Genomic DNA, 18,671 nt, shown 5'->3' with positions numbered 1-18,671 from the left:
GTAAAACATAAAGAAACTGGAGGCGTTATTTAGTAATATTTGATTATTTTAAGTGTAATTTAGTTATTCTATTTAAATAATAAAAATATACTGTTACGCTGGAGGTTTGAAGTCAGTTAACTGATTTACCCAGTTGACAGTTGATAATTTACAGTTTGCAGTTGCCACGGCATCTAGCGTCATTTAGCAGTTTCAATTTAAACTTTAATACCTGAATCATGGCGCCACGAACTCAGGTTAACAAGCAATATGTTAGGATCAATTAACCGATTCAAACAATTCGCCGACTAAACCAGTTAATAGTTATTACGTTTTTTTTATTATTATTGTCATTTACCAAAAATATACTTTAATGTCTCCAAATAAGCGATTAGTAGTTGGTCAGGGTCAGATTAGTGGCTACATTTCTATATTTTTAGCCGTTTTGGCTTTACTCGGCATCCTTTGTTTTCACTATCCCGAGAAGCTTACTACACCAGAATTTCGTGAAGTTTATACCAAAGAAAGTGTAGAAGTTTTAATGTTGGGCGGTGTTATTGCGGCCCTTTTCTTTTCGGCACTGAGTATTGTTTTGAGCAAAAAATTAAAGTGGGCCTGGCCAGGTTTTATACTCACCGCTTTGGCCGTTTTATTAGGTGCGGTAACTGTTGAAGGTAGGGATGTTGCCAAATCAAGCTGGCATTTTGGTTTAGATTGGATGATTTTGGATTTACTGCTGATGGTGGCCATTTTTGTTCCACTAGAATTATTTTTTCCTAAAAACACCAGCCAAACTAAATTTCACGAGGAGTGGCGTACTGATTTAACCTATTTTGTAGTGAGCCATTTGTTTATTCAGTTTTTTGGCATTATAACTCAAAAACCTGCAGTACTCTTTTTTGGCTGGATGGGTTTAGATAAACTGCATACCTGGGTACAAAGTCTGCCTTTTGCGGTAGCACTATTTTTAGCTTTTTTCAGTACCGATCTATTTCAATATTGGGCACACCGTTTTTTCCATACCAGGGTGGCCTTATGGCGTTTTCATTCCATCCACCACTCTACACAAAATATGGATTGGCTGGCCGGAAGCCGTACCCATTTTATTGATATCTTTTTTACCAGAGCCATGACATTTATCCCGCTGTATATTTTAGGGTTTTCGTCTACCGTTTTCAATGTATACATTATTTTTATAGCCATCCATGCGGTACTGATCCATGCGAATACCAGAATTAACTTTGGTCCGTTAAAATACATATTCACCACGCCACAATACCACCATTGGCACCATTGCGAAGACCCTAAATATTATGGTCATAATTTCGCTTCGATATTCCCTTTTATTGATATGATGTTCGGCACCTATTATTTGCCAGGCAAAGAATGGCCTGCCGGAACGGGTGTGCACGAAGCTTCTTATCCGAAAGGTTTTGCTAAACAGACCATTTATCCTTTTACAAAAAGTCCGTTTGATACGGATTTGAATATGGAAGAAAGAAGTGACAGGTAAGCTAACGGTTATATGAAACCTAAGCCTGATTAAATTTCATCAGGTTATGAGGAAAGCAGTGTCTGTAACTATTATTAATGTGAGTCGGACTTTCCGCTAAATCTTTTGGTTTTGAAGGAAAACAAAAGTATACCGCTGCATTCGATAACTATCGGATCCCGTTTAATCAAAACTGGCACTGCTGCTATTAAAGGTTTTGAACCTAAAATGATAATATTCCTTTCAAATGGTAACATCAGATAGTACGCTGAACCAGAGGGTAACACCCAACACCACGCGAGCACATCGCACAGCCGACACGGTATCCTCAGTTTTTTTTCTCCACTCCCGCTGTGGTTAAAAACACACACACGGAACAAAGCCCTTATTAATTCGTTATATTAGTGTTCCATCTTATTTTATGCAGGCCGAAACAGAAATTTTAATTATTGGGGGTGGATTGGCAGGATTAACAGCCGCACTTCACCTCAATAAGTTGGGTTTAGTGGTTACGTTAATCGAGAAAGATACTTATCCCCACCATAAAGTGTGTGGTGAATATATTTCGAACGAGGTAAATCCCTATTTTGAATGGCTTGGTCTGGATATTGAAAGCCTTGCACCGACGTCTATCAGCGAACTGCTTTTTACTTCAAATCTTGGCAAAAGCATACAGACTACATTGCCACTGGGTGGTTTTGGTTTGAGCAGGTATACTATTGACTATTATTTGTATTCCGAACTGATCAGGAGAAAGGTAAACATCGTTCATGATCGCGTGGTTGAAATAAATTTTGCCGATAGCCAATTTACAGTAGCCACTACAAACCACACCTTTAATGCCCCTTACGTGATTGGTGCATATGGAAAAAGATCGTCCATTGATATGAAGCTAAACCGGAGTTTTATGGGCAAGCAATCTCCATATCTGGCCGTTAAAGCACATTACCAGACTACCTTTCCAAATAATCTCGTTAGCCTGCACAATTTTGAAGGCGGTTATTGTGGCGTTTCAAAAGTTGAAGATAATCGTGTGAACGTCTGTTATCTTGCGAATTATGAGCGGTTCAAAAAACATAAAAACTTAATCGCATTCCAGGAGAACGTATTATATAAAAACAGGTATTTGAAGAATATTTTAGAAAATGCCACCAGTTTATTTGATGCTCCGTTAACCATCAGTCAGGTTTCTTTTGAGCGTAAAGAACCTGTGTATAACCAAATTTTAATGGTTGGCGACACTGCAGGCTTAATCCATCCGCTTTGCGGTAACGGTATGGCCATGGCCATTCAAGCGGCCAAAATCGCTTCAGAACTTTTGCATCAAAAGATTAAAGGCAAAATCAGTTCTCGAGAGGCACTGGAAGAAATTTATACTGCAAACTGGAACAACGAATTTAGAAACCGGTTAAAAATGGGAAGAATGTTAGCCACTTTGCTGAGGAACACCAGATTTGAAAGTTTAGCGATCAATACATTGATAAAAATGCCTTTCCTCCTCCAAACCATAATTAAACAAACACATGGCAAGCCCATCACAATTTCATCATAATGCCAGTAGATACCACATTTAGAAGCACAGCACCAGAAATTATGGATGATTTCGCCATGGAAGGTGAAATTTTACGCGATGCCCTTGATAAAATAGCCAGTATTAACCAACTTCTTGGTGGTAATAAGGTTACAGTCGAAGGTGTCAAAAATTTAATAGACAGCAAACCATCCGATCAGATTATACGTATTACCGATATTGGTTGTGGAAACGGAGATATGTTACGCACCCTGGCCGATTATGCAAAAAAACAAGGTTTGCATTTTATTTTAAAAGGAATAGATGCCAATAACTTCACCATCAATCATGCGCAAAGTTTATCTACCAATTACCCTAATATCACTTATGCCTGTACCGACATTTTTGATGATTTAAGTAAAACAGAACCTTGCGATATTATGCTTTGTACGTTAACGCTCCATCATTTTAAAGATGACGAAATTATTGATCTGTTAACCAATTTTAAAAGATCGGCAACAATGGGCATCGTAATAAACGACCTGCAACGAAGTGCAATAGCCTATTACCTGTTTAAAGCGCTGTGTTATGTTTTTCGGTTAAATGATATGTCGAGAGAAGATGGACTAATCTCCATTTTACGTGGATTTAAAAGAGCAGACTTGCTAAAATACACCAAACAATTAGGCGTAAAATCAAGTTCAATAAAATGGAAATGGGCTTTCCGCTACCAATGGATAATTAAAATAACATGAGCGTAACCATAAAAGCAGTAAGTAAAGCCTTACCAGAGTATTGGCGGTCAACCGAAGACATTTTGCCATTTTTAGATGTTTGGCTAAAAGACCAGGACGATCGTTTTATCAGAAAGGTGAAAAAGATTTTCGAAGGTGCCGCAGTAGATAAAAGATACTCGATCATGTCGCCCGAAGATGTTTTTAGTGATTTAAGCTTTGAGGAACGAAACCATATTTATGTGCGCGAAAGCATAAAGCTGGGAGCCAAATGCCTGGAAACTGCGCTCGAAAAAGCCAACTGGCAGGCGCAGGATCTGGATTACATTATTACCGTAAGCTGCACGGGAATTATGATCCCTTCTTTAGATGCCTATCTGATCAATCTGCTCAAACTCCGTCAGGATATTATTCGTTTACCCGTAACCGAAATGGGTTGCGCGGCTGGTGTATCGGGTATGATTTACGCCAAGAATTTTCTGAAAGCAAATCCAGGCAAACGCGCAGCAGTGATTGCGGTAGAATCGCCCACAGCAACCTTTCAGTTAAACGATTTTTCGATGGCTAACATTGTAAGTGCGGCCATATTTGGCGATGGCGCTGCCTGTGTGTTATTAAGCTCGGATGAAGGAGATAGCGGACCAGAAATTTTGGCCGAAGAAATGTACCACTTTTATGATGCGGAAGAGATGATGGGGTTTAAACTCACTAATACCGGACTGCAAATGGTACTGGATGTGGCCGTTCCGGAAACCATTGCCAATCATTTCCCCACTATCATCCACCCATTTTTGAAAAAAAACGGATTCGAAATTAACGATATAGATCATTTGATCTTCCATCCGGGAGGAAAAAAAATTATCCAAACTGTTGAGGAATTGTTTGGGCAGCTCGGCAAAAATATAAACGATACAAAAGAAGTATTAAGGCTTTATGGAAACATGAGCAGTGCAACGGTTCTTTATGTTTTGGAGCGGATGATGGATAAAAAGCCAATGCCTGGAGAAAAAGGACTGATGTTAAGCTTTGGGCCGGGTTTTTCAGCACAACGCATACTTTTACAATGGTAACACTTATGCATTCGATCACCCACTCATGACTACACAAGAAATATTAGATCAATTGCCTTATGGCAAACCTTTTCTTTTTGTTGATGAGTTGCTGCACCTTGATGAAAATGGCGTAAAGGGAACTTATACTTATGCTAAAGACCTCCCTTTTTACGAAGGGCATTTTAAAAACTATCCGCTTACACCAGCAGTAATTCTTACTGAAACCATGGCGCAGATCGGGTTGGTTTGTTTGGGTATTTACCTGCTCAGAGCGGTTAAAACTGATCAAAATATAGCCATAGCCATGACTTCAAATGCTATTGATTTTTTAAAACCAGTTGGCCCAGGCGAACAGGTAACGGTTACCAGCGAGAAAGTGTATTTTAGGTTCAATAAACTCAGTTGCAAAGTGAAAATGGAAAATGCAGCTGGAGAAGTAGTTTGCAAAGGAAATATTTCCGGCATGTTAATTCCGAAAGAAAATGGATAATAGAGTGGTCATTACCGGCTTAGGCGTTTGTGCACCCAATGGCACTACTGTTAATGAGTTTTCGGATGCCATAAAAAATGGCATTTCGGGCATCCGCCATCAGCCGGATCTGGAAGCCTTAAACTTCTCTTGCCAGATAGCTGGTACGCCACTGCTTAGCGATGAGCGAATCGGCCAATATTTTACACCGCTAGAATTACGAAACCTAAACAGTACAGGCATTATATATGGCGTTATTGCTGGTTTGGATGCCTGGCAGGATGCAGGTTTAACCATCGAAAATAATAACGAACCCGATTGGGATAGTGGCACCATTTTCGGAACCGGTACCTCTGGTATTGATAAATTTAGATGGGCAATTAACAAAATAGATGCGCTCGAAATTAAAAAACTGGGCAGTTCAGTTGTGATACAAACCATGGCCAGTGGCGTAAGCGCTTTTATCAGCGGTAAACTTGGCTTGGGCAACCAGGTAAGTACCAATTCTTCTGCCTGCGCAACAGGCGCTGAAAGTATATTGATGGCGTACGAAAGAATTAAAACAGGCCAGGCCACCATAATGCTGGCCGGGAGTACCAGCGACAGCGGACCTTATATTTGGGGTGGTTTTGATGCCATGAAGGTTTGCACGTTTAAACATAACCACGATCCTGAAAAAGGTAGCCGGCCAATGAGTGCCACAGCAAGTGGTTTCGTACCCGGAAGCGGCGCTGGTGCTTTGGTATTAGAATCGCTTGAAAGCGCATTGGCTAGAAAAGCTAAAATTTATGCTGAAGTGTGTGGCGGTCATGTCAATTCGGGCGGTCAACGAGGCTTAGGCACTATGACGGCACCAAACCCTACTGCAGTACAACGCTGTATCCAGGTTGCATTGAAAAATGCGGGTATTGAGGCACATGAAATCGACGTGATTAACGGCCATCTTACCGCAACAAGCAAAGATGCACTCGAAATAGAAAACTGGAAAGTAGCCTTAGCGTTACCAGATGATAGTTTTCCATATATCAACTCTTTAAAGGGTATGATTGGCCATTGTATTGCAGCCTCAGGAAGTATAGAATGTGTGGCTTCGATACTGGAGCTTTCGGAGGGCTTTATTTTCCCCAATATTAATTGTGAAGACTTAAACCCTGAAATTACCAATTTAATTGATACTAAATGCATTCCGCAAACCCTAATTCATCAACCTATTAATATTTTAGTGAAAGCCAGTTTTGGTTTTGGCGACATTAACGCCTGTGTTATTTTTAAAAAGTATCCCCATGAATAAAGAAGAAATTATTGAAGCCCTGAAAACAATTATCGAACCTTACAGTGAAGAGGTAACTGCCCTGGCGCATATAGATGAAAACACCGATTTTATAAATGATTTAAAAATAAATTCGGCCAACCTGGTTGATATTGTGCTGGATGTTGAAGAAAAATTCAACATCGAAATAGATAATGATTCGATGGCTAAAATGCTTACGGTAAAAGCTACGACTGAAATTATAGCCCAAAAACTGGAAGCGAATGCTGGGCAATGATATTGTTGACCTAAATCTGGCTAAAATCCAAAGCAACTGGCGACGTAAAAATTACCTAGATAAAATTTTTACTATTGGAGAGCAGTTATTGATTACCTCGGCAAATAATCCTGATGAAATGGTCTGGCTGTTATGGAGCATGAAAGAATCGGCCTATAAAATTCATAACCGCAAAACGGGCATCCGGGATTTTGCACCCAAAAGTTTAAGCTGTACCATCCATACAAACAGCTATGGAGCGGTAAACATCAACGATAGCATCTATTTCACTAAAAGCAATTTGCAAACAGCTTTTATACATACGATAGCTGCTCCTGTTTATGGTAAATTGGAAAAAATTAAAGTAGCTATTTACGAATTACCTGATCACCCAGATGATTACAAAAGCACCAAACCTGGTAGTGTGAGCCATCATGGGCAGTATTTGGCTTTGGTGTATTAAAAATTACTTTTTTTCCTTGTAATGGCAGATAAGTGTCAGTTGGTAACAACCGAAACCACAATAAATTTACTGTTCTTCCTTCATCCATCATCCTCGCGCAGGCGGGGATCTTAAAACCTATACACAAAATAGATCCTGATTAAAGGTTAGGATTAGTTCCATGAAAAACTTAACAAGTTATTGAAAAAGAGAAGAATAAGTGTCAGTTAGCAACAACTGACACCACAAACAGTTAGTAATAACAGACACAACTTAAAACAACCAAAGTTTAACCATAATAAATCTATCATCAACTTATATGATCGTTCCATTAAACAGTGGAGCGTTTACCCCGTTTTCTTTACAGAATAATGGAATGGCCTTCCCCAAAAAGCGTTATCTTTGCACAAATCATAAAAAATAAAATATGCTTAAAGGATTTTTTAACGTACCTACCCCGGTTAACGAGCCCATTAATAGCTATGCACCAGGCACAAAAGAGCGTTCGCTTTTAAAAGAGGCTATTGCCGAGGCGCGTGCTAAACAATTGGATATACCGATGTTTATTGGCGGAAAAGAAGTACATACTAAAAATAAAAAGAAAGTTGTAGCTCCACACGATCATCAACATGTACTGGCTACCTTTAGTTATGGCGATAAAGGCCATGTAAAAGAAGCCATAGATGCTGCTTTGGCTGCCAAAGCAGATTGGGAAGCTTTAGCTTGGGAACATAGAGCTGCTATTTTTATGAAAGCTGCTGATTTGTTTGCTACGAAATACCGCTACCAAATTAATGCGGCAACCATGCTTGGGCAAAGTAAAAATGCTTATCAGGCTGAAATTGATGCTGCCTGCGAACTGGTAGATTTCTTACGTTTTAATGTAAGTTATATGCAGGATATTTATGGTCAGCAGCCACCGGTATCCCCAAATGGCATGTGGAACAGAACGGAACAGCGACCTTTAGAGGGTTTTATATTTGCTTTAACTCCTTTCAACTTTACTGCCATTGCTGGTAATTTACCTGCTTGTGTAGCCATGATGGGCAATGTTGTGGTTTGGAAACCTGCCGATACGCAAGTTTATGCCGCTAATGTAATTATGCAGGTTTTCCGCGAAGCAGGCTTACCTGACGGCGTAATTAATCTTATTTTTGCAGACGGACCTGAAGTTGGCGATGTAGTTTTTAATCATGCTGATTTTGCAGGTATCCACTTTACCGGATCGACAAAAGTTTTTCAGGAAATCTGGAAAACCATCGGAACAAACATCCATAAATACAAATCATATCCACGCATTGTTGGAGAAACTGGTGGTAAAGATTTTATCCTGGTTCACCCAAGTGCAGATATTGCTGCTTCGGTTACTGCAATTGTGAGGGGTGCTTTCGAATATCAGGGTCAAAAATGTTCTGCAGCCAGCCGTACGTATATCCCGAAAAGTCTGTGGCCGGAGATTAAAAAATTAATGATCAGAGATTTAGCATCATTTAAAATAGGTGGAACAGAAGATTTCGGTAACTTTATTAATGCCGTTATTGATGAGCGTTCTTTTGATAAATTGGCTAAATATATCGATCAGGCTAAACAAGACACAGGAGTAGAAGTTATTGCCGGTGGCAACTATGATAAGAGCAAAGGTTATTTCATCGAACCTACTGTTTTAGTGGTTGACAATCCGAAATATACCACCATGTGTGAAGAACTCTTTGGTCCGGTATTATCTGTTTACGTATATGAAGATCAGAAATTTGACCAGATTTTAGAAATAATCGACACCACTTCACCCTATGCCTTAACAGGAGCTATTTTATCACAAGATAGATATGCTATAGAAAAAGCCAGTTATGCCTTACGCAACTCTGCTGGTAATTTTTACATTAACGACAAATGTACAGGTGCTGTAGTTGGACAACAACCATTTGGTGGAGCAAGAGGATCAGGTACCAATGATAAAGCCGGGGCAATGATTAATTTATTGCGTTGGGTTTCTCCACGTACCATTAAAGAAACTTTTAATCCTCCGACTGATTATCGTTACCCATTTTTAGCAGAAGATTAATATAGTAATAAACGTTATATCGAAACCTCCGGAAACACCCGGGGGTTTTGTTTTTTTACAGGGTTGACTACGTTATTGGCATTATCATCCTGAGAGAACTAAATAACCTTATTGTTTACCGCATAAGAAAGTGCTTCTACAATATTACCAACATTAAAATTTTCGAATATTTTTCGTCGGTAGTACTTTACGGTATCTGGAGAAACAAATATTTTGTCAGCGATTTGGTTAATGGTTAAGCCTTGTGCATATAATCGTAAAACCTCGATTTCGCGCTCGCTAAGCTGAGGTTTGAATTGTTTGCTCCAGACCTGCTTTTTTTCATCAAGACTCCAGATCTGATCGGAGCCGTGTTTATGAATAGCTGCATTACCTGCCGTTTTATTTGACGAAATGGATACCACACAAATAGCTTTCCACATCTTCCCCTCTGCATTCAGGAAAAGCGGAGTAAGCTTATGGTTAATTAAGGTCGTTTTCCCACCCTTGTTCAGCAAATGAAAATCGTAAGTGATACTGTACAACTTTTTCTCGTTAAGGGGCAGTTTCTCAAAAAAATTAAATCCGGTTTCGTTAATCAAATCCAGTAGGCGCAGATCTTTTTCAGGCACGTTATGAATGTAGAACCCATAACCCAAAGCCATTACTTCGGCTACCGTATGGCCACATAGAAAAAGTGGATTGCTGGATACGTATTCGAATTTCATTGCAGTATAATCGATCACATACACACTTTGATAAGTTAGTTTTTCGAAAGCACTTATAGCTTCCAGATAATTATCCAGCTGGACTATATCTTGGGAAGTTATATTATCTATTCTGTTTTTGGTCAGTAACCCGCTATGCTGATCAGCTTTCATGATACCACTAAAATAACAAAATTACACTAAAGTGTAAACGTCAATTAGATTGCATTGCTGAATTTTGTTTGCTTTAACATCAAATCATTATGGCAACAGAAAAACTATCTAAGCTGAATTTCTCCGAATTAACTAAAAACAAAGCAAAATTAAAAGCTGTAATCCTTGCAGGTGCAATTGTTTGGCTATTTTTGATGATCTGCATAATATACCTGTTCCTATTTAAATCGAAATCAGCTATTCCATTTATAGCCATTCTTACTGCCATACCTATCACATTCTTACCGGCTGTTAACAGCCTTATTGAAATTAATAAGGAAATTAAATTACGCAATAAAATTAATTAACAATGAAGGCAATCTGTATCAGCTGCAACCAGGATATACCTGAAAATTACTGTACCAGGTGTGGCGAACCGGCTACACTTAAAAGAATTGACTGGCATTATATCCAACATGAAATAGAGCACATTTTACATTTAGAAAAGGGAATATTTTATACCGTTAAAGAATTATTGATCAGACCCGGGCGAACCATCCACAATTTTATATCTAACGATAGAAGCAGACTGGTAAAACCGGTTATATTTGTGATAATAACTTCTCTAATTTACACGCTGGTTAATCATTTTTTCAATATTGAAAAAGGCTACTTTAACTTTGATCAAACCGGAACTGCAGCTATAAATCCGATTAATGACTGGATCCAGAGCCACTATGGTTATGCCAATATTATATTGGGCGTATTCTTGTCGCTATGGCTGAAACTTTTTTTTAGAAAATATGGCTATAATTTTTTCGAGTTATTGATTCTATTGTGCTTTCTTCAAGGAATGGGTATGCTCATGTTTACGATTTTTGCAGCAATTGAAGGAATCACCCATACTCACCTTTTGCAGTACTCGGGTATGCTATTTATTGTTTATTTTTCATGGGCTGTAGGGCAGTTTTTTGAAAAGAGCAAATACATTAATTATCTGAAAGCCCTGGGTGTTTATATTTTTGGAGTAATTACTTTTACGGTTTGCATATTTATATTAGGAATACTTATACACACAATTACCAAACATTAACATAACTTTCTGGCTCTTAAAAATTAAACTTCATACCTTAAACCTAAAAAGAACATTTCTTAAGCCAGACCTTTTAAATAAGATAGCTAAAACCAAGCCGTTTTTGGATATAAAAAAGCCAAATAAGCGAGCAATGAAGATTGAAGCAGGGAAAATACCACAAACAAAATAAAAGCCCGGAATAAATTCCAGGCTTTTGCTAACAACTAAAAATGGCTATATAACGGTACTTTTATTCTACCTGGAACGCAGGAGCAACATCATCAACGCAGGTACAAGTTACATTCAGGTCTTTGATAATTCCTGTTTTTAAGCTATAAACCCAAGCATGTACAGCTAGTTCCTGACCATTGGCCCAGGCACTCTGTACAATTGATGTATTGGTTACATTTGCAGCTCCTTCAATTGCATTTAATTCCACTAAACGATCAAATCGCTGATCAGGATCTTCGATTGTTACCATTTCGCGTTCGTGGGTACGATATACATCGCGGATATTTCTTAACCAATTATCAATAATTCCAACCTGTTTATTACCCAGTGCAGCTTTTACACCGCCGCAACCGTAATGACCACAAACAATAACGTGTTTAACTTTTAATACGTTAATAGAATAATCCAGTACGGAAAGTAAATTCATATCCGTATGCACAACTACATTGGCAATATTTCTATGTACAAAAATATCACCCGGTTTAGTATTTGTGATCTGGTTTGCCGGCACACGGCTATCAGAGCAGCCTATCCATAATACCGGTGGACTTTGACCTGCTGATAATTTATCGAAAAATTCAGGATCGTTATCAATCGTATCTTTAACCCAATCTTTATTACCTTGTAACAAGGTATCGTATGAAATATCTTTCGTTTCTATCGTTTTTGCGCACATAATTATAATTTATTAATTTCTTCTTCTACTTTAATATTTAATTTTGGTACTGTATAATGTTTTTGGATGTTCTCCAGGGTTACAATAATGCCTTTAGTATAAGCATTATGCTTATAATTATAAATGGTTTCCAACACATCAGGATCGATGTACCGGGCATTTGAGCCATCAATAACTACATTCGTTTCTTTTGGAATATTCGTTAAAACTACCTGTATCGCTGCTTTATTTAAAAAAGAAACCTCTTCTGCCAGTTTAATTCTGATATTCTTTTTGTCGCCTTCGTTTGTAATCCGGTAAAAAAAAGGATTACGCATATTGGTGCGCAATAAATAAAAAACGGAAACCAACATCCCAACAGCTACACCTTTTAACAGATCGGTAAACAATACCGCCAATACGGTAACCACAAATGGTACAAACTGATCCCAGCCTTTGTGGTACATATGTTTAAAAAGGCTGATCCGGGTTAGTTTATATCCGGTTACTAAAAGAATTGCAGCTAAACAAGATAACGGAATCATATTAATGAGTCCAGGAATAAACAATAACGATAATAACAACCAAATGCCGTGAAAAATAGCCGACATTTTGGTTCTGCCGCCAGCGTTTACATTTGCAGAACTCCGCACAATTACCGATGTCATAGGTAAACCGCCAACCATACCGCTGGCAATATTTCCTATGCCCTGCGCCATCAGTTCCCTGTTTGTTGGTGTTATACGCTTAATCGGATCGATTTTATCTACCGCTTCGATACTGAGCAAAGTTTCTAAACTTGCTACAACTCCAATGGTTATGGATACTATGTACACATTCTTATTAGCCAGTTGAGAAAAATCAGGCATCGTAAATAGTCCCATAAATTCGCCAAACCCATTTACCACCGGAATTTTTACCATTTGATCGGCACGTAGCGGATAATTTGTTCCGGCAAAAACCAGGGTTCCAAGAATGCCTAAAGTAACCACCAACAATGGTGCAGGAACAACCGCCAACTTTGGAAACTTAGGCCATACAATCAGAATAGCTATCGATAATAAACTGATAACCACCGCAGCCAGACTAAAATGGCTTATCGCTGCCGTAATCGCTGAAAAAGTATTTTCATGATCCTGTTGAAAGAAACCCTCATCGCCGGTAAAATCAGTATCAACACCCAAAGCATGCGGCAATTGCTTTAAGATTAAAATCAGTCCGATAGCGGCAAGCATCCCTTCAATTACACTCGAAGGAAAGTAATTACCAATAGTTCCGGCTTTAACCAGGCCTAAAACCAGCTGGAATACACCTGCCAATACCACAGCAAGTAAAAATGTAGGGTAACTCCCCAATGAGGTTATTGCACCTAAAACAATAACCGTTAAACCTGCCGCAGGGCCACTAACACTTAATTGCGAGCCACTAAAAGAGGCTACCACAATTCCACCTATTATTCCGGTAATTAAACCAGCAAATAATGGCGCGCCAGAAGCCAGGGCAATACCCAAACACAGTGGTAAGGCCACTAAGAACACCACAATACTTGCAGGTAAATCTTTCCTTAGATTCTTTTTAAGAAAATATTTTCTCACATCCGAACCTGAAAAGGCCGGGTTAAACTTTTGCATAACAATATAATTATCTGGTAAATTTTAACGAATAAAATCGTAGGGGATTAAAAAACAAGTACACAAAGCATCAGCGTATTGTACCCTTTTAAGCATAGCAATAACGCTCAATAACAGTGAGCAGGTAATTTTTACCCCAAATAATAAGTACTAGATAAAGTTAGGCGGAGGTGTTGGAACAGTAGGATGATATGGATCTACATATCTTTTAAAATGTTCTATAAAACTGCTCTTCAAAAAGAAATGGCTGGAAGAGAACTCATAAGAAAGGATTGGATGATTCAGCTCGACGAGTTTGAAATCAGTAAATTTTGCAGTGTCTTTGGCGGAATCTTTTCCGCCTTCATGCTCTAACTCGATTTGCATGATTACGGCATTCATAATTTCCTTGTCGATACTTGTATAAAATACCGGTGCACCAGAAATACCCATCTTCGCCATGAAGATGACCATAAAAGTGGCAACGATTAAATACTTGTATTTCCTTAAAAACATTTAAAAATTCTAATGCTGTTTTAATTCTTATGCTTACAAAAATAAACGGATAATTGGTTTTTCAATGCATCGGGCTGTAAAAAAAATGTAATTTAGGTAAAAGTAGGTATTGTTCTGGTAGAAATCGGGGTTTTTATAAGCTTTGTAAAACAGTGGTTCTGTTATTATCGGTCAGTTCAGCCCCTGCCATCCCTGCCCATACTGCAGGCGGGCGCTAAATCTTTTTGGCAAATTAGCGGTAAATTCAAAATCAATCTAAACCAAAAAGGATACCGCTTCTGTCAGGTTTAGTTAGCAGCGGTTTGTTTTCCAAGCACCGACCCGGGTTAAATAAACCCGATTGTCGGGAAGAGCTTCCGATCCTTCATCGGAACTCGTACCAAAAGCGGGACTGAAATTGCCAAAAGATCAGAACCAACCATTTCCTAATCATACAAACCTATTCTATCTGGAAATGAAAAGTAAATTTTCATAGATATAAGATACACTAGCCCGCCATTTGCTTTACTCACCATCGAGTGCTTTTATAAAATAATACCTTGCATTACCACTAGTAATTTTTAATTTTAAAATCTCATCGCATGGCAATGGAAAAAAAAATAGCATTACTCAAAGATAAGATCAACCAGGCCAATCTTGGCGGCGGACAGGCCCGTATCGACAGTCAGCATAAAAAAGGTAAACTTACCGCGCGGGAGCGGATTCATTTTTTAATGGATGAAGGCAGCTTTGAAGAAATTGGTATGATGGTAGCCCACCGAAGCACCGACTTTGGCATGGAGCGCGAAAAATATCTGGGTGATGGCGTGGTAACAGGTTATGGAACCATTAACGGCAGATTAACCTATGTATTCTCGCAGGATTTTACCGTGTTCGGCGGCTCACTATCTGAGACCCATGCAGAAAAAATTTGCAAGTTAATGGATATGGCCATGAAAAACGGGGCTCCATTAATCGGCTTAAACGATAGCGGTGGTGCACGTATCCAGGAAGGTGTTGTTTCTTTGGGCGGTTATGCCGATATCTTTTATAAAAATGTACAGGCTTCGGGTGTAATCCCGCAATTATCAGCCATCATGGGGCCATGTGCAGGTGGAGCCGTTTATTCGCCGGCCATTACCGATTTCATTTTGATGGTAGAAAATACATCCTACATGTTTGTAACTGGTCCAAATGTAGTTAAAACGGTAACACATGAAGAAGTAACTTCTGAAGAATTGGGTGGTGCCAATACACATGCTACAAAATCGGGTGTTACACATTTTGCCTGTGCAAATGAGATTGAAGCCATTAGCCATGTTAAAAAACTGTTGAGCTATATGCCACAAAATTGTGAGGAGATGGCCGATCATTTACCTTACGAAGCAGCTGATGAAAGCCGACCAGAACTTAACACGCTTATGCCAGAAAATGCTTCACAACCTTATGATATACGTGAAGTGATTGCAAGTGTAACCGATACCGATAGTTTTTTAGAAGTACATGCTGCTTACGCAGAAAACATTGTGGTGGGTTTTTCCCGTCTTGCAGGCAGAAGCATTGGTATCGTAGCCAATCAGCCCGCCTACCTGGCAGGTGTTTTAGATAGCAATTCATCAGCTAAGGCCGCACGCTTTGTCCGCTTTTGCGATTGCTTTAATATTCCGCTGCTGGTATTTGAAGATGTTCCGGGTTTTCTACCAGGTACAGACCAGGAGTGGAATGGCATTATAACCAATGGTGCGAAATTATTATACGCCTTTAGTGAGGCCACTGTACCACGCATTACCGTAATTACCAGAAAAGCTTATGGCGGTGCTTACGATGTAATGAACAGCAAACATATTGGTGCGGATATGAACTACGCCTGGCCAAGTGCAGAAATTGCCGTAATGGGCGCTAAAGGTGCGGCAGAAATTATTTTTAAACGGGAAATTAACGCAGCAGAAAACCCGGAAGAAAAATGGCTGGAGAAAGAAAAATTATATTCAGATATCTTTGCCAACCCTTATCGCGCTGCTGAACGTGGCTTCGTTGATGAAGTAATTGAGCCGGCCCAAACCCGTATAAAGTTGATCAAAGCTTTTAAAATGTTGGAAAACAAGGTAGTAAATAACCCGAGAAAGAAACATGGAAATATACCGTTGTAGGGATGAAAGATAGATGAATTAAGATGGTAAATGGAGTAACTCTACCATCATCCATTTTTACATCACACATCTTATCTATTTAACTCCATCATCCATTTTACATTATTACATCTTACCTAACCTTACATGTTAAAACGAGCAGATATCCTCCTCATGGCTTTTTGCACAGGCTTAATTGTTGCGAATATTTATTACTGCCAGCCTTTGGTCATTTTGATTGCAAAAGATTTTAAGCTTACCGAACCCGTGGCGGGGAAGATTACCTACCTTACGCAGATCGGATACGCTTTAGGCCTTTTCCTCTTAGTACCGCTGGGCGATATGTTTGAACGCAAAAAACAGATCCTCGTTATTACCGGCCTTGCCATTTTGGCCTTACTGGTTGCTGCGGTTTCGCAAAGCTTTTTTATACTGGAACTGGCCTCCATCTTAATTGGTGCCTGCTCTATTGTACCTCAGTTAATATTGCCAATGGCAGCCAATTTAAGTAACGATGAGAATCGTGGTGCCAACATTGGGATAATTATGAGCGGTTTGCTGGTTGGAATTTTAGCTTCACGTGCAGTGAGTGGCAGCATAGGCTTTTGGCTGGGTTGGCGAGCGGTATATTATATGGCAGCAGCAATTTGTGGCTTGCTTATTTTTTTAATGGCCAAACGCTTTCCACAAAGTTACCCTAACTTTAAAGGCTCGTACAAAGAACTTATGCATTCCATGTTCGGTTACATCAAAACCCAACCCGCCTTAAGGGAAACTTCGATCATTAATTTCCTGGCTTTTGCCATTATCAGTGCATTCTGGACAACCATGGTGTTATTCCTGGCTAACCCGCCCTTTAATTTTCAAACTTTGCAGATTGGACTATTTGGAATTGCCGGAGCTGCGGGCGCATTAGCTGCGCCACTGGTTGGAAGATTAAGCGATGGCAACAATCCGCGCAAAAACTTAATGATCGGTTTTATATTACAACTTATCAGTATCGCTCTGTTTTATTTCACAAATAACCATTTGTATCTGTTTGTAATCGGTATTGTACTGATTGACATCGGTCAGCAGGCTATACATGTGACCAACCAAACCCGCATTTACACTTTAATACCAGAAGCCAGAAACCGACTGAACACCATTTTTATGTCGGTAAGTTTTATTGGTGCCAGCTGTGGCTCGGCACTAGGTTTGTGGCTTTGGGACCAGGGCGGATGGAACTTATTCTGCTATGGAATGACGGGAATAATTCTCCTTAATATTCTAATTTATCAGTTTTACGGAAAGAAAAAATCACAATTTAAATAACCAATATAAATTTCATGGAATCTAAAAACGCAATCAAAACACTTTCAGTATTATTAATCTTTCTCGCCATTTTTGGGAAAGTAAAAGCCCAGGACAGTACAAAAGTAGAACAGCCAACAGAAGTAAAGTCACTTAATAAACTAAGATTGAGTCTTCTCTCACTACATTATGAACGGGAACAAAAAATAGGAAAACTCACCACAGTTTATGGCGGTGCAGGACTCGCTGGTACTTTTCTAATAGAATACAATTATAATTACATGGCTGGAGGTAAAACCAAAACCTACTTTGATCTGACACCAAACCTTTACGCAGGAATCAGAAAATATTATCATTTTGAAAACAGGATTAAAAAAGGAAAAAAAACCATCAACAATGCTTCTAATTATTTTGGGCTGGATGTAAGCAGTTATTTTTCTCCTTTAATTAAAGGTGGCAATCTCAATCAATACGATGTGGCAAATTGGGAGATCGGAATTACCCCGCAATGGGGTTTTCAACGCAGCATTGGCAAGAAAACAAATTTTGAGCTTTCATTGGGCCCAAATATGCGTATTAATAAATATCAAACCTATTATGGCGTGGATGGAAGGATAGGCTTCAGTTTTTTATTATAAATAATGGTTCAGATTGAGCAAATATTTCCCTCGCTAACCTGGCGAATCAGGCATGAGACGATGTATCCGGAATTACCTTTTGATTCGGTTAAACTTCCCGATGATTTTGACGGCATCCATTTTGGATTATACCTAGATCATAAGTTAACCGGAGTAGTTTCCCTATTTCATGATGGGGATGTTTATCAGTTCCGTAAACTGGCCATTCTACCCAGTGCTCAGAAAGCAGGTTTGGGTTTACAATTAATGGCCTATATCCTCGATTTTTGTAACATTCAAAAAGCGACAAAACTATGGTGCAATGCCCGTATAAATGCTAAGGAATTTTATTTTAAATTTGGCTTCCACGAAACGGATAAAACCTTTTTTAAAGATGGTTACGATTTTGTGGTAATGGAAAAAGAACTTTAAATTACCAACCGTCATGCTGAATTTAGTTC

The 18,671-nt window shown here is 39.0% G+C and carries 19 protein-coding genes; 15 read left to right on the top strand and 4 right to left on the bottom strand.

Annotation, left to right across the window (positions count from 1 at the left end; genetic code table 11):
* Positions 1-352 precede the first annotated feature (352 nt).
* The 9 genes from BLR60_RS14895 to pruA all read left to right on the top strand — a co-directional run bounded on the left by BLR60_RS14895 (position 353) and on the right by pruA (position 9,266).
* Positions 353-1,492, top strand: a complete 1,140-nt coding sequence (locus tag BLR60_RS14895) for a sterol desaturase family protein (RefSeq protein WP_090501188.1) — start codon at positions 353-355, stop codon at positions 1,490-1,492.
* Positions 1,493-1,892: 400 nt separating this feature from the next.
* Positions 1,893-3,023 carry an NAD(P)/FAD-dependent oxidoreductase gene (locus BLR60_RS14890; RefSeq protein ID WP_090501187.1) on the top strand — a complete coding sequence of 377 codons (1,131 nt, stop codon included), beginning with the start codon at positions 1,893-1,895 and terminating at the stop codon, positions 3,021-3,023.
* Entirely contained in the window at positions 3,023-3,736 is a 714-nt protein-coding gene (locus BLR60_RS14885; protein ID WP_090501185.1) for a methyltransferase domain-containing protein, read from the top strand. The genes BLR60_RS14890 and BLR60_RS14885 overlap by 1 nt, the downstream gene beginning before the upstream one ends.
* Positions 3,733-4,785, top strand: a complete 1,053-nt coding sequence (locus BLR60_RS14880; protein WP_090501181.1) for a type III polyketide synthase — start codon at positions 3,733-3,735, stop codon at positions 4,783-4,785. The genes BLR60_RS14885 and BLR60_RS14880 overlap by 4 nt, the downstream gene beginning before the upstream one ends.
* A 25-nt stretch (positions 4,786-4,810) precedes the next feature.
* Positions 4,811-5,257, top strand: coding sequence for a 3-hydroxyacyl-ACP dehydratase FabZ family protein (locus tag BLR60_RS14875; RefSeq protein WP_090501179.1), 447 nt, complete (start codon positions 4,811-4,813; stop codon positions 5,255-5,257).
* Complete coding sequence (locus BLR60_RS14870) at positions 5,250-6,527, top strand: beta-ketoacyl-[acyl-carrier-protein] synthase family protein (protein ID WP_090501177.1); 1,278 nt, start codon at positions 5,250-5,252, stop codon at positions 6,525-6,527. The genes BLR60_RS14875 and BLR60_RS14870 overlap by 8 nt, the downstream gene beginning before the upstream one ends.
* Positions 6,520-6,783 carry an acyl carrier protein gene (locus BLR60_RS14865; protein WP_090501176.1) on the top strand — a complete coding sequence of 88 codons (264 nt, stop codon included), beginning with the start codon at positions 6,520-6,522 and terminating at the stop codon, positions 6,781-6,783. Before BLR60_RS14870 ends, BLR60_RS14865 begins: the two co-directional genes overlap by 8 nt.
* On the top strand, positions 6,770-7,225 hold the full coding sequence (locus tag BLR60_RS14860) for a 4'-phosphopantetheinyl transferase family protein (protein WP_090501175.1): 456 nt from the start codon (positions 6,770-6,772) through the stop codon (positions 7,223-7,225). Before BLR60_RS14865 ends, BLR60_RS14860 begins: the two co-directional genes overlap by 14 nt.
* A 406-nt stretch (positions 7,226-7,631) precedes the next feature.
* Entirely contained in the window at positions 7,632-9,266 is a 1,635-nt protein-coding gene (pruA, locus tag BLR60_RS14855) for an L-glutamate gamma-semialdehyde dehydrogenase (protein WP_090501173.1), read from the top strand.
* Between the two features lie 98 nt (positions 9,267-9,364).
* Here pruA and BLR60_RS14850 read toward each other — a convergent pair whose 3' ends face one another.
* Positions 9,365-10,126 carry a response regulator transcription factor gene (locus BLR60_RS14850; RefSeq protein ID WP_090501170.1) on the bottom strand — a complete coding sequence of 254 codons (762 nt, stop codon included), beginning with the start codon at positions 10,124-10,126 and terminating at the stop codon, positions 9,365-9,367.
* An 89-nt stretch (positions 10,127-10,215) separates the two neighbouring features.
* On the opposite strand from BLR60_RS14850, the gene BLR60_RS14845 reads away from it, so the two are divergent.
* Entirely contained in the window at positions 10,216-10,473 is a 258-nt protein-coding gene (locus BLR60_RS14845; RefSeq protein WP_090501169.1) for a hypothetical protein, read from the top strand.
* Between the two features lie 2 nt (positions 10,474-10,475).
* The gene (locus BLR60_RS14840) at positions 10,476-11,198 is read left to right on the top strand and encodes a DUF3667 domain-containing protein (RefSeq protein WP_090501168.1); all 723 of its coding nucleotides are present in this window, start codon (positions 10,476-10,478) and stop codon (positions 11,196-11,198) included.
* Between the two features lie 232 nt (positions 11,199-11,430).
* Here the strand turns inward: BLR60_RS14840 and can are convergent, their stop codons facing one another.
* The 3 genes from can to BLR60_RS14825 all read right to left on the bottom strand — a co-directional run bounded on the left by can (position 11,431) and on the right by BLR60_RS14825 (position 14,192).
* The gene (gene can, locus BLR60_RS14835; protein ID WP_090501166.1) at positions 11,431-12,087 is read right to left on the bottom strand and encodes a carbonate dehydratase; all 657 of its coding nucleotides are present in this window, start codon (positions 12,085-12,087) and stop codon (positions 11,431-11,433) included.
* Between the two features lie 2 nt (positions 12,088-12,089).
* A complete protein-coding gene (locus BLR60_RS14830; protein ID WP_090501164.1) occupies positions 12,090-13,697 on the bottom strand; it encodes a SulP family inorganic anion transporter in 1,608 nt (535 codons plus the stop codon).
* 150 nt (positions 13,698-13,847) lie between these two features.
* Positions 13,848-14,192, bottom strand: a complete 345-nt coding sequence (locus BLR60_RS14825) for a hypothetical protein (RefSeq protein ID WP_090501162.1) — start codon at positions 14,190-14,192, stop codon at positions 13,848-13,850.
* Positions 14,193-14,779: 587 nt separating this feature from the next.
* Between BLR60_RS14825 and BLR60_RS14820 the strand changes: the two genes are divergently transcribed.
* The 4 genes from BLR60_RS14820 to BLR60_RS14805 all read left to right on the top strand — a co-directional run bounded on the left by BLR60_RS14820 (position 14,780) and on the right by BLR60_RS14805 (position 18,642).
* Complete coding sequence (locus BLR60_RS14820; protein ID WP_208600646.1) at positions 14,780-16,321, top strand: acyl-CoA carboxylase subunit beta; 1,542 nt, start codon at positions 14,780-14,782, stop codon at positions 16,319-16,321.
* A gap of 126 nt (positions 16,322-16,447) precedes the next feature.
* Positions 16,448-17,614, top strand: coding sequence for an MFS transporter (locus tag BLR60_RS14815; protein ID WP_244155669.1), 1,167 nt, complete (start codon positions 16,448-16,450; stop codon positions 17,612-17,614).
* 14 nt (positions 17,615-17,628) lie between these two features.
* Positions 17,629-18,231 (top strand): hypothetical protein, encoded by a 603-nt coding sequence (locus BLR60_RS14810; RefSeq protein ID WP_090501158.1) that lies wholly within the window; start codon positions 17,629-17,631, stop codon positions 18,229-18,231.
* Positions 18,232-18,234: 3 nt separating this feature from the next.
* The gene (locus BLR60_RS14805) at positions 18,235-18,642 is read left to right on the top strand and encodes a GNAT family N-acetyltransferase (RefSeq protein WP_090501156.1); all 408 of its coding nucleotides are present in this window, start codon (positions 18,235-18,237) and stop codon (positions 18,640-18,642) included.
* Positions 18,643-18,671 lie beyond the last annotated feature (29 nt).

Origin of the sequence: Pedobacter terrae (genome assembly GCF_900100705.1) — a bacterium.
Taxonomy (GTDB): domain Bacteria; phylum Bacteroidota; class Bacteroidia; order Sphingobacteriales; family Sphingobacteriaceae; genus Pedobacter; species Pedobacter terrae.
The sequence above is the reverse complement of the archived record's forward strand: the minus strand, read 5'-3'. Positions and strand labels throughout refer to the sequence as shown.

Coding starts and splice junctions, on each gene's coding strand:
- BLR60_RS14895 (WP_090501188.1), top strand. CDS start 353: ATGTCTCCAAATAAGCGATTAGTAGTTGGTCAGGGTCAGATTAGTGGC.
- BLR60_RS14890 (WP_090501187.1), top strand. CDS start 1,893: ATGCAGGCCGAAACAGAAATTTTAATTATTGGGGGTGGATTGGCAGGA.
- BLR60_RS14885 (WP_090501185.1), top strand. CDS start 3,023: ATGCCAGTAGATACCACATTTAGAAGCACAGCACCAGAAATTATGGAT.
- BLR60_RS14880 (WP_090501181.1), top strand. CDS start 3,733: ATGAGCGTAACCATAAAAGCAGTAAGTAAAGCCTTACCAGAGTATTGG.
- BLR60_RS14875 (WP_090501179.1), top strand. CDS start 4,811: ATGACTACACAAGAAATATTAGATCAATTGCCTTATGGCAAACCTTTT.
- BLR60_RS14870 (WP_090501177.1), top strand. CDS start 5,250: ATGGATAATAGAGTGGTCATTACCGGCTTAGGCGTTTGTGCACCCAAT.
- BLR60_RS14865 (WP_090501176.1), top strand. CDS start 6,520: ATGAATAAAGAAGAAATTATTGAAGCCCTGAAAACAATTATCGAACCT.
- BLR60_RS14860 (WP_090501175.1), top strand. CDS start 6,770: ATGCTGGGCAATGATATTGTTGACCTAAATCTGGCTAAAATCCAAAGC.
- pruA (WP_090501173.1), top strand. CDS start 7,632: ATGCTTAAAGGATTTTTTAACGTACCTACCCCGGTTAACGAGCCCATT.
- BLR60_RS14850 (WP_090501170.1), bottom strand. CDS start 10,126: ATGAAAGCTGATCAGCATAGCGGGTTACTGACCAAAAACAGAATAGAT.
- BLR60_RS14845 (WP_090501169.1), top strand. CDS start 10,216: ATGGCAACAGAAAAACTATCTAAGCTGAATTTCTCCGAATTAACTAAA.
- BLR60_RS14840 (WP_090501168.1), top strand. CDS start 10,476: ATGAAGGCAATCTGTATCAGCTGCAACCAGGATATACCTGAAAATTAC.
- can (WP_090501166.1), bottom strand. CDS start 12,087: ATGTGCGCAAAAACGATAGAAACGAAAGATATTTCATACGATACCTTG.
- BLR60_RS14830 (WP_090501164.1), bottom strand. CDS start 13,697: ATGCAAAAGTTTAACCCGGCCTTTTCAGGTTCGGATGTGAGAAAATAT.
- BLR60_RS14825 (WP_090501162.1), bottom strand. CDS start 14,192: ATGTTTTTAAGGAAATACAAGTATTTAATCGTTGCCACTTTTATGGTC.
- BLR60_RS14820 (WP_208600646.1), top strand. CDS start 14,780: ATGGAAAAAAAAATAGCATTACTCAAAGATAAGATCAACCAGGCCAAT.
- BLR60_RS14815 (WP_244155669.1), top strand. CDS start 16,448: ATGTTAAAACGAGCAGATATCCTCCTCATGGCTTTTTGCACAGGCTTA.
- BLR60_RS14810 (WP_090501158.1), top strand. CDS start 17,629: ATGGAATCTAAAAACGCAATCAAAACACTTTCAGTATTATTAATCTTT.
- BLR60_RS14805 (WP_090501156.1), top strand. CDS start 18,235: ATGGTTCAGATTGAGCAAATATTTCCCTCGCTAACCTGGCGAATCAGG.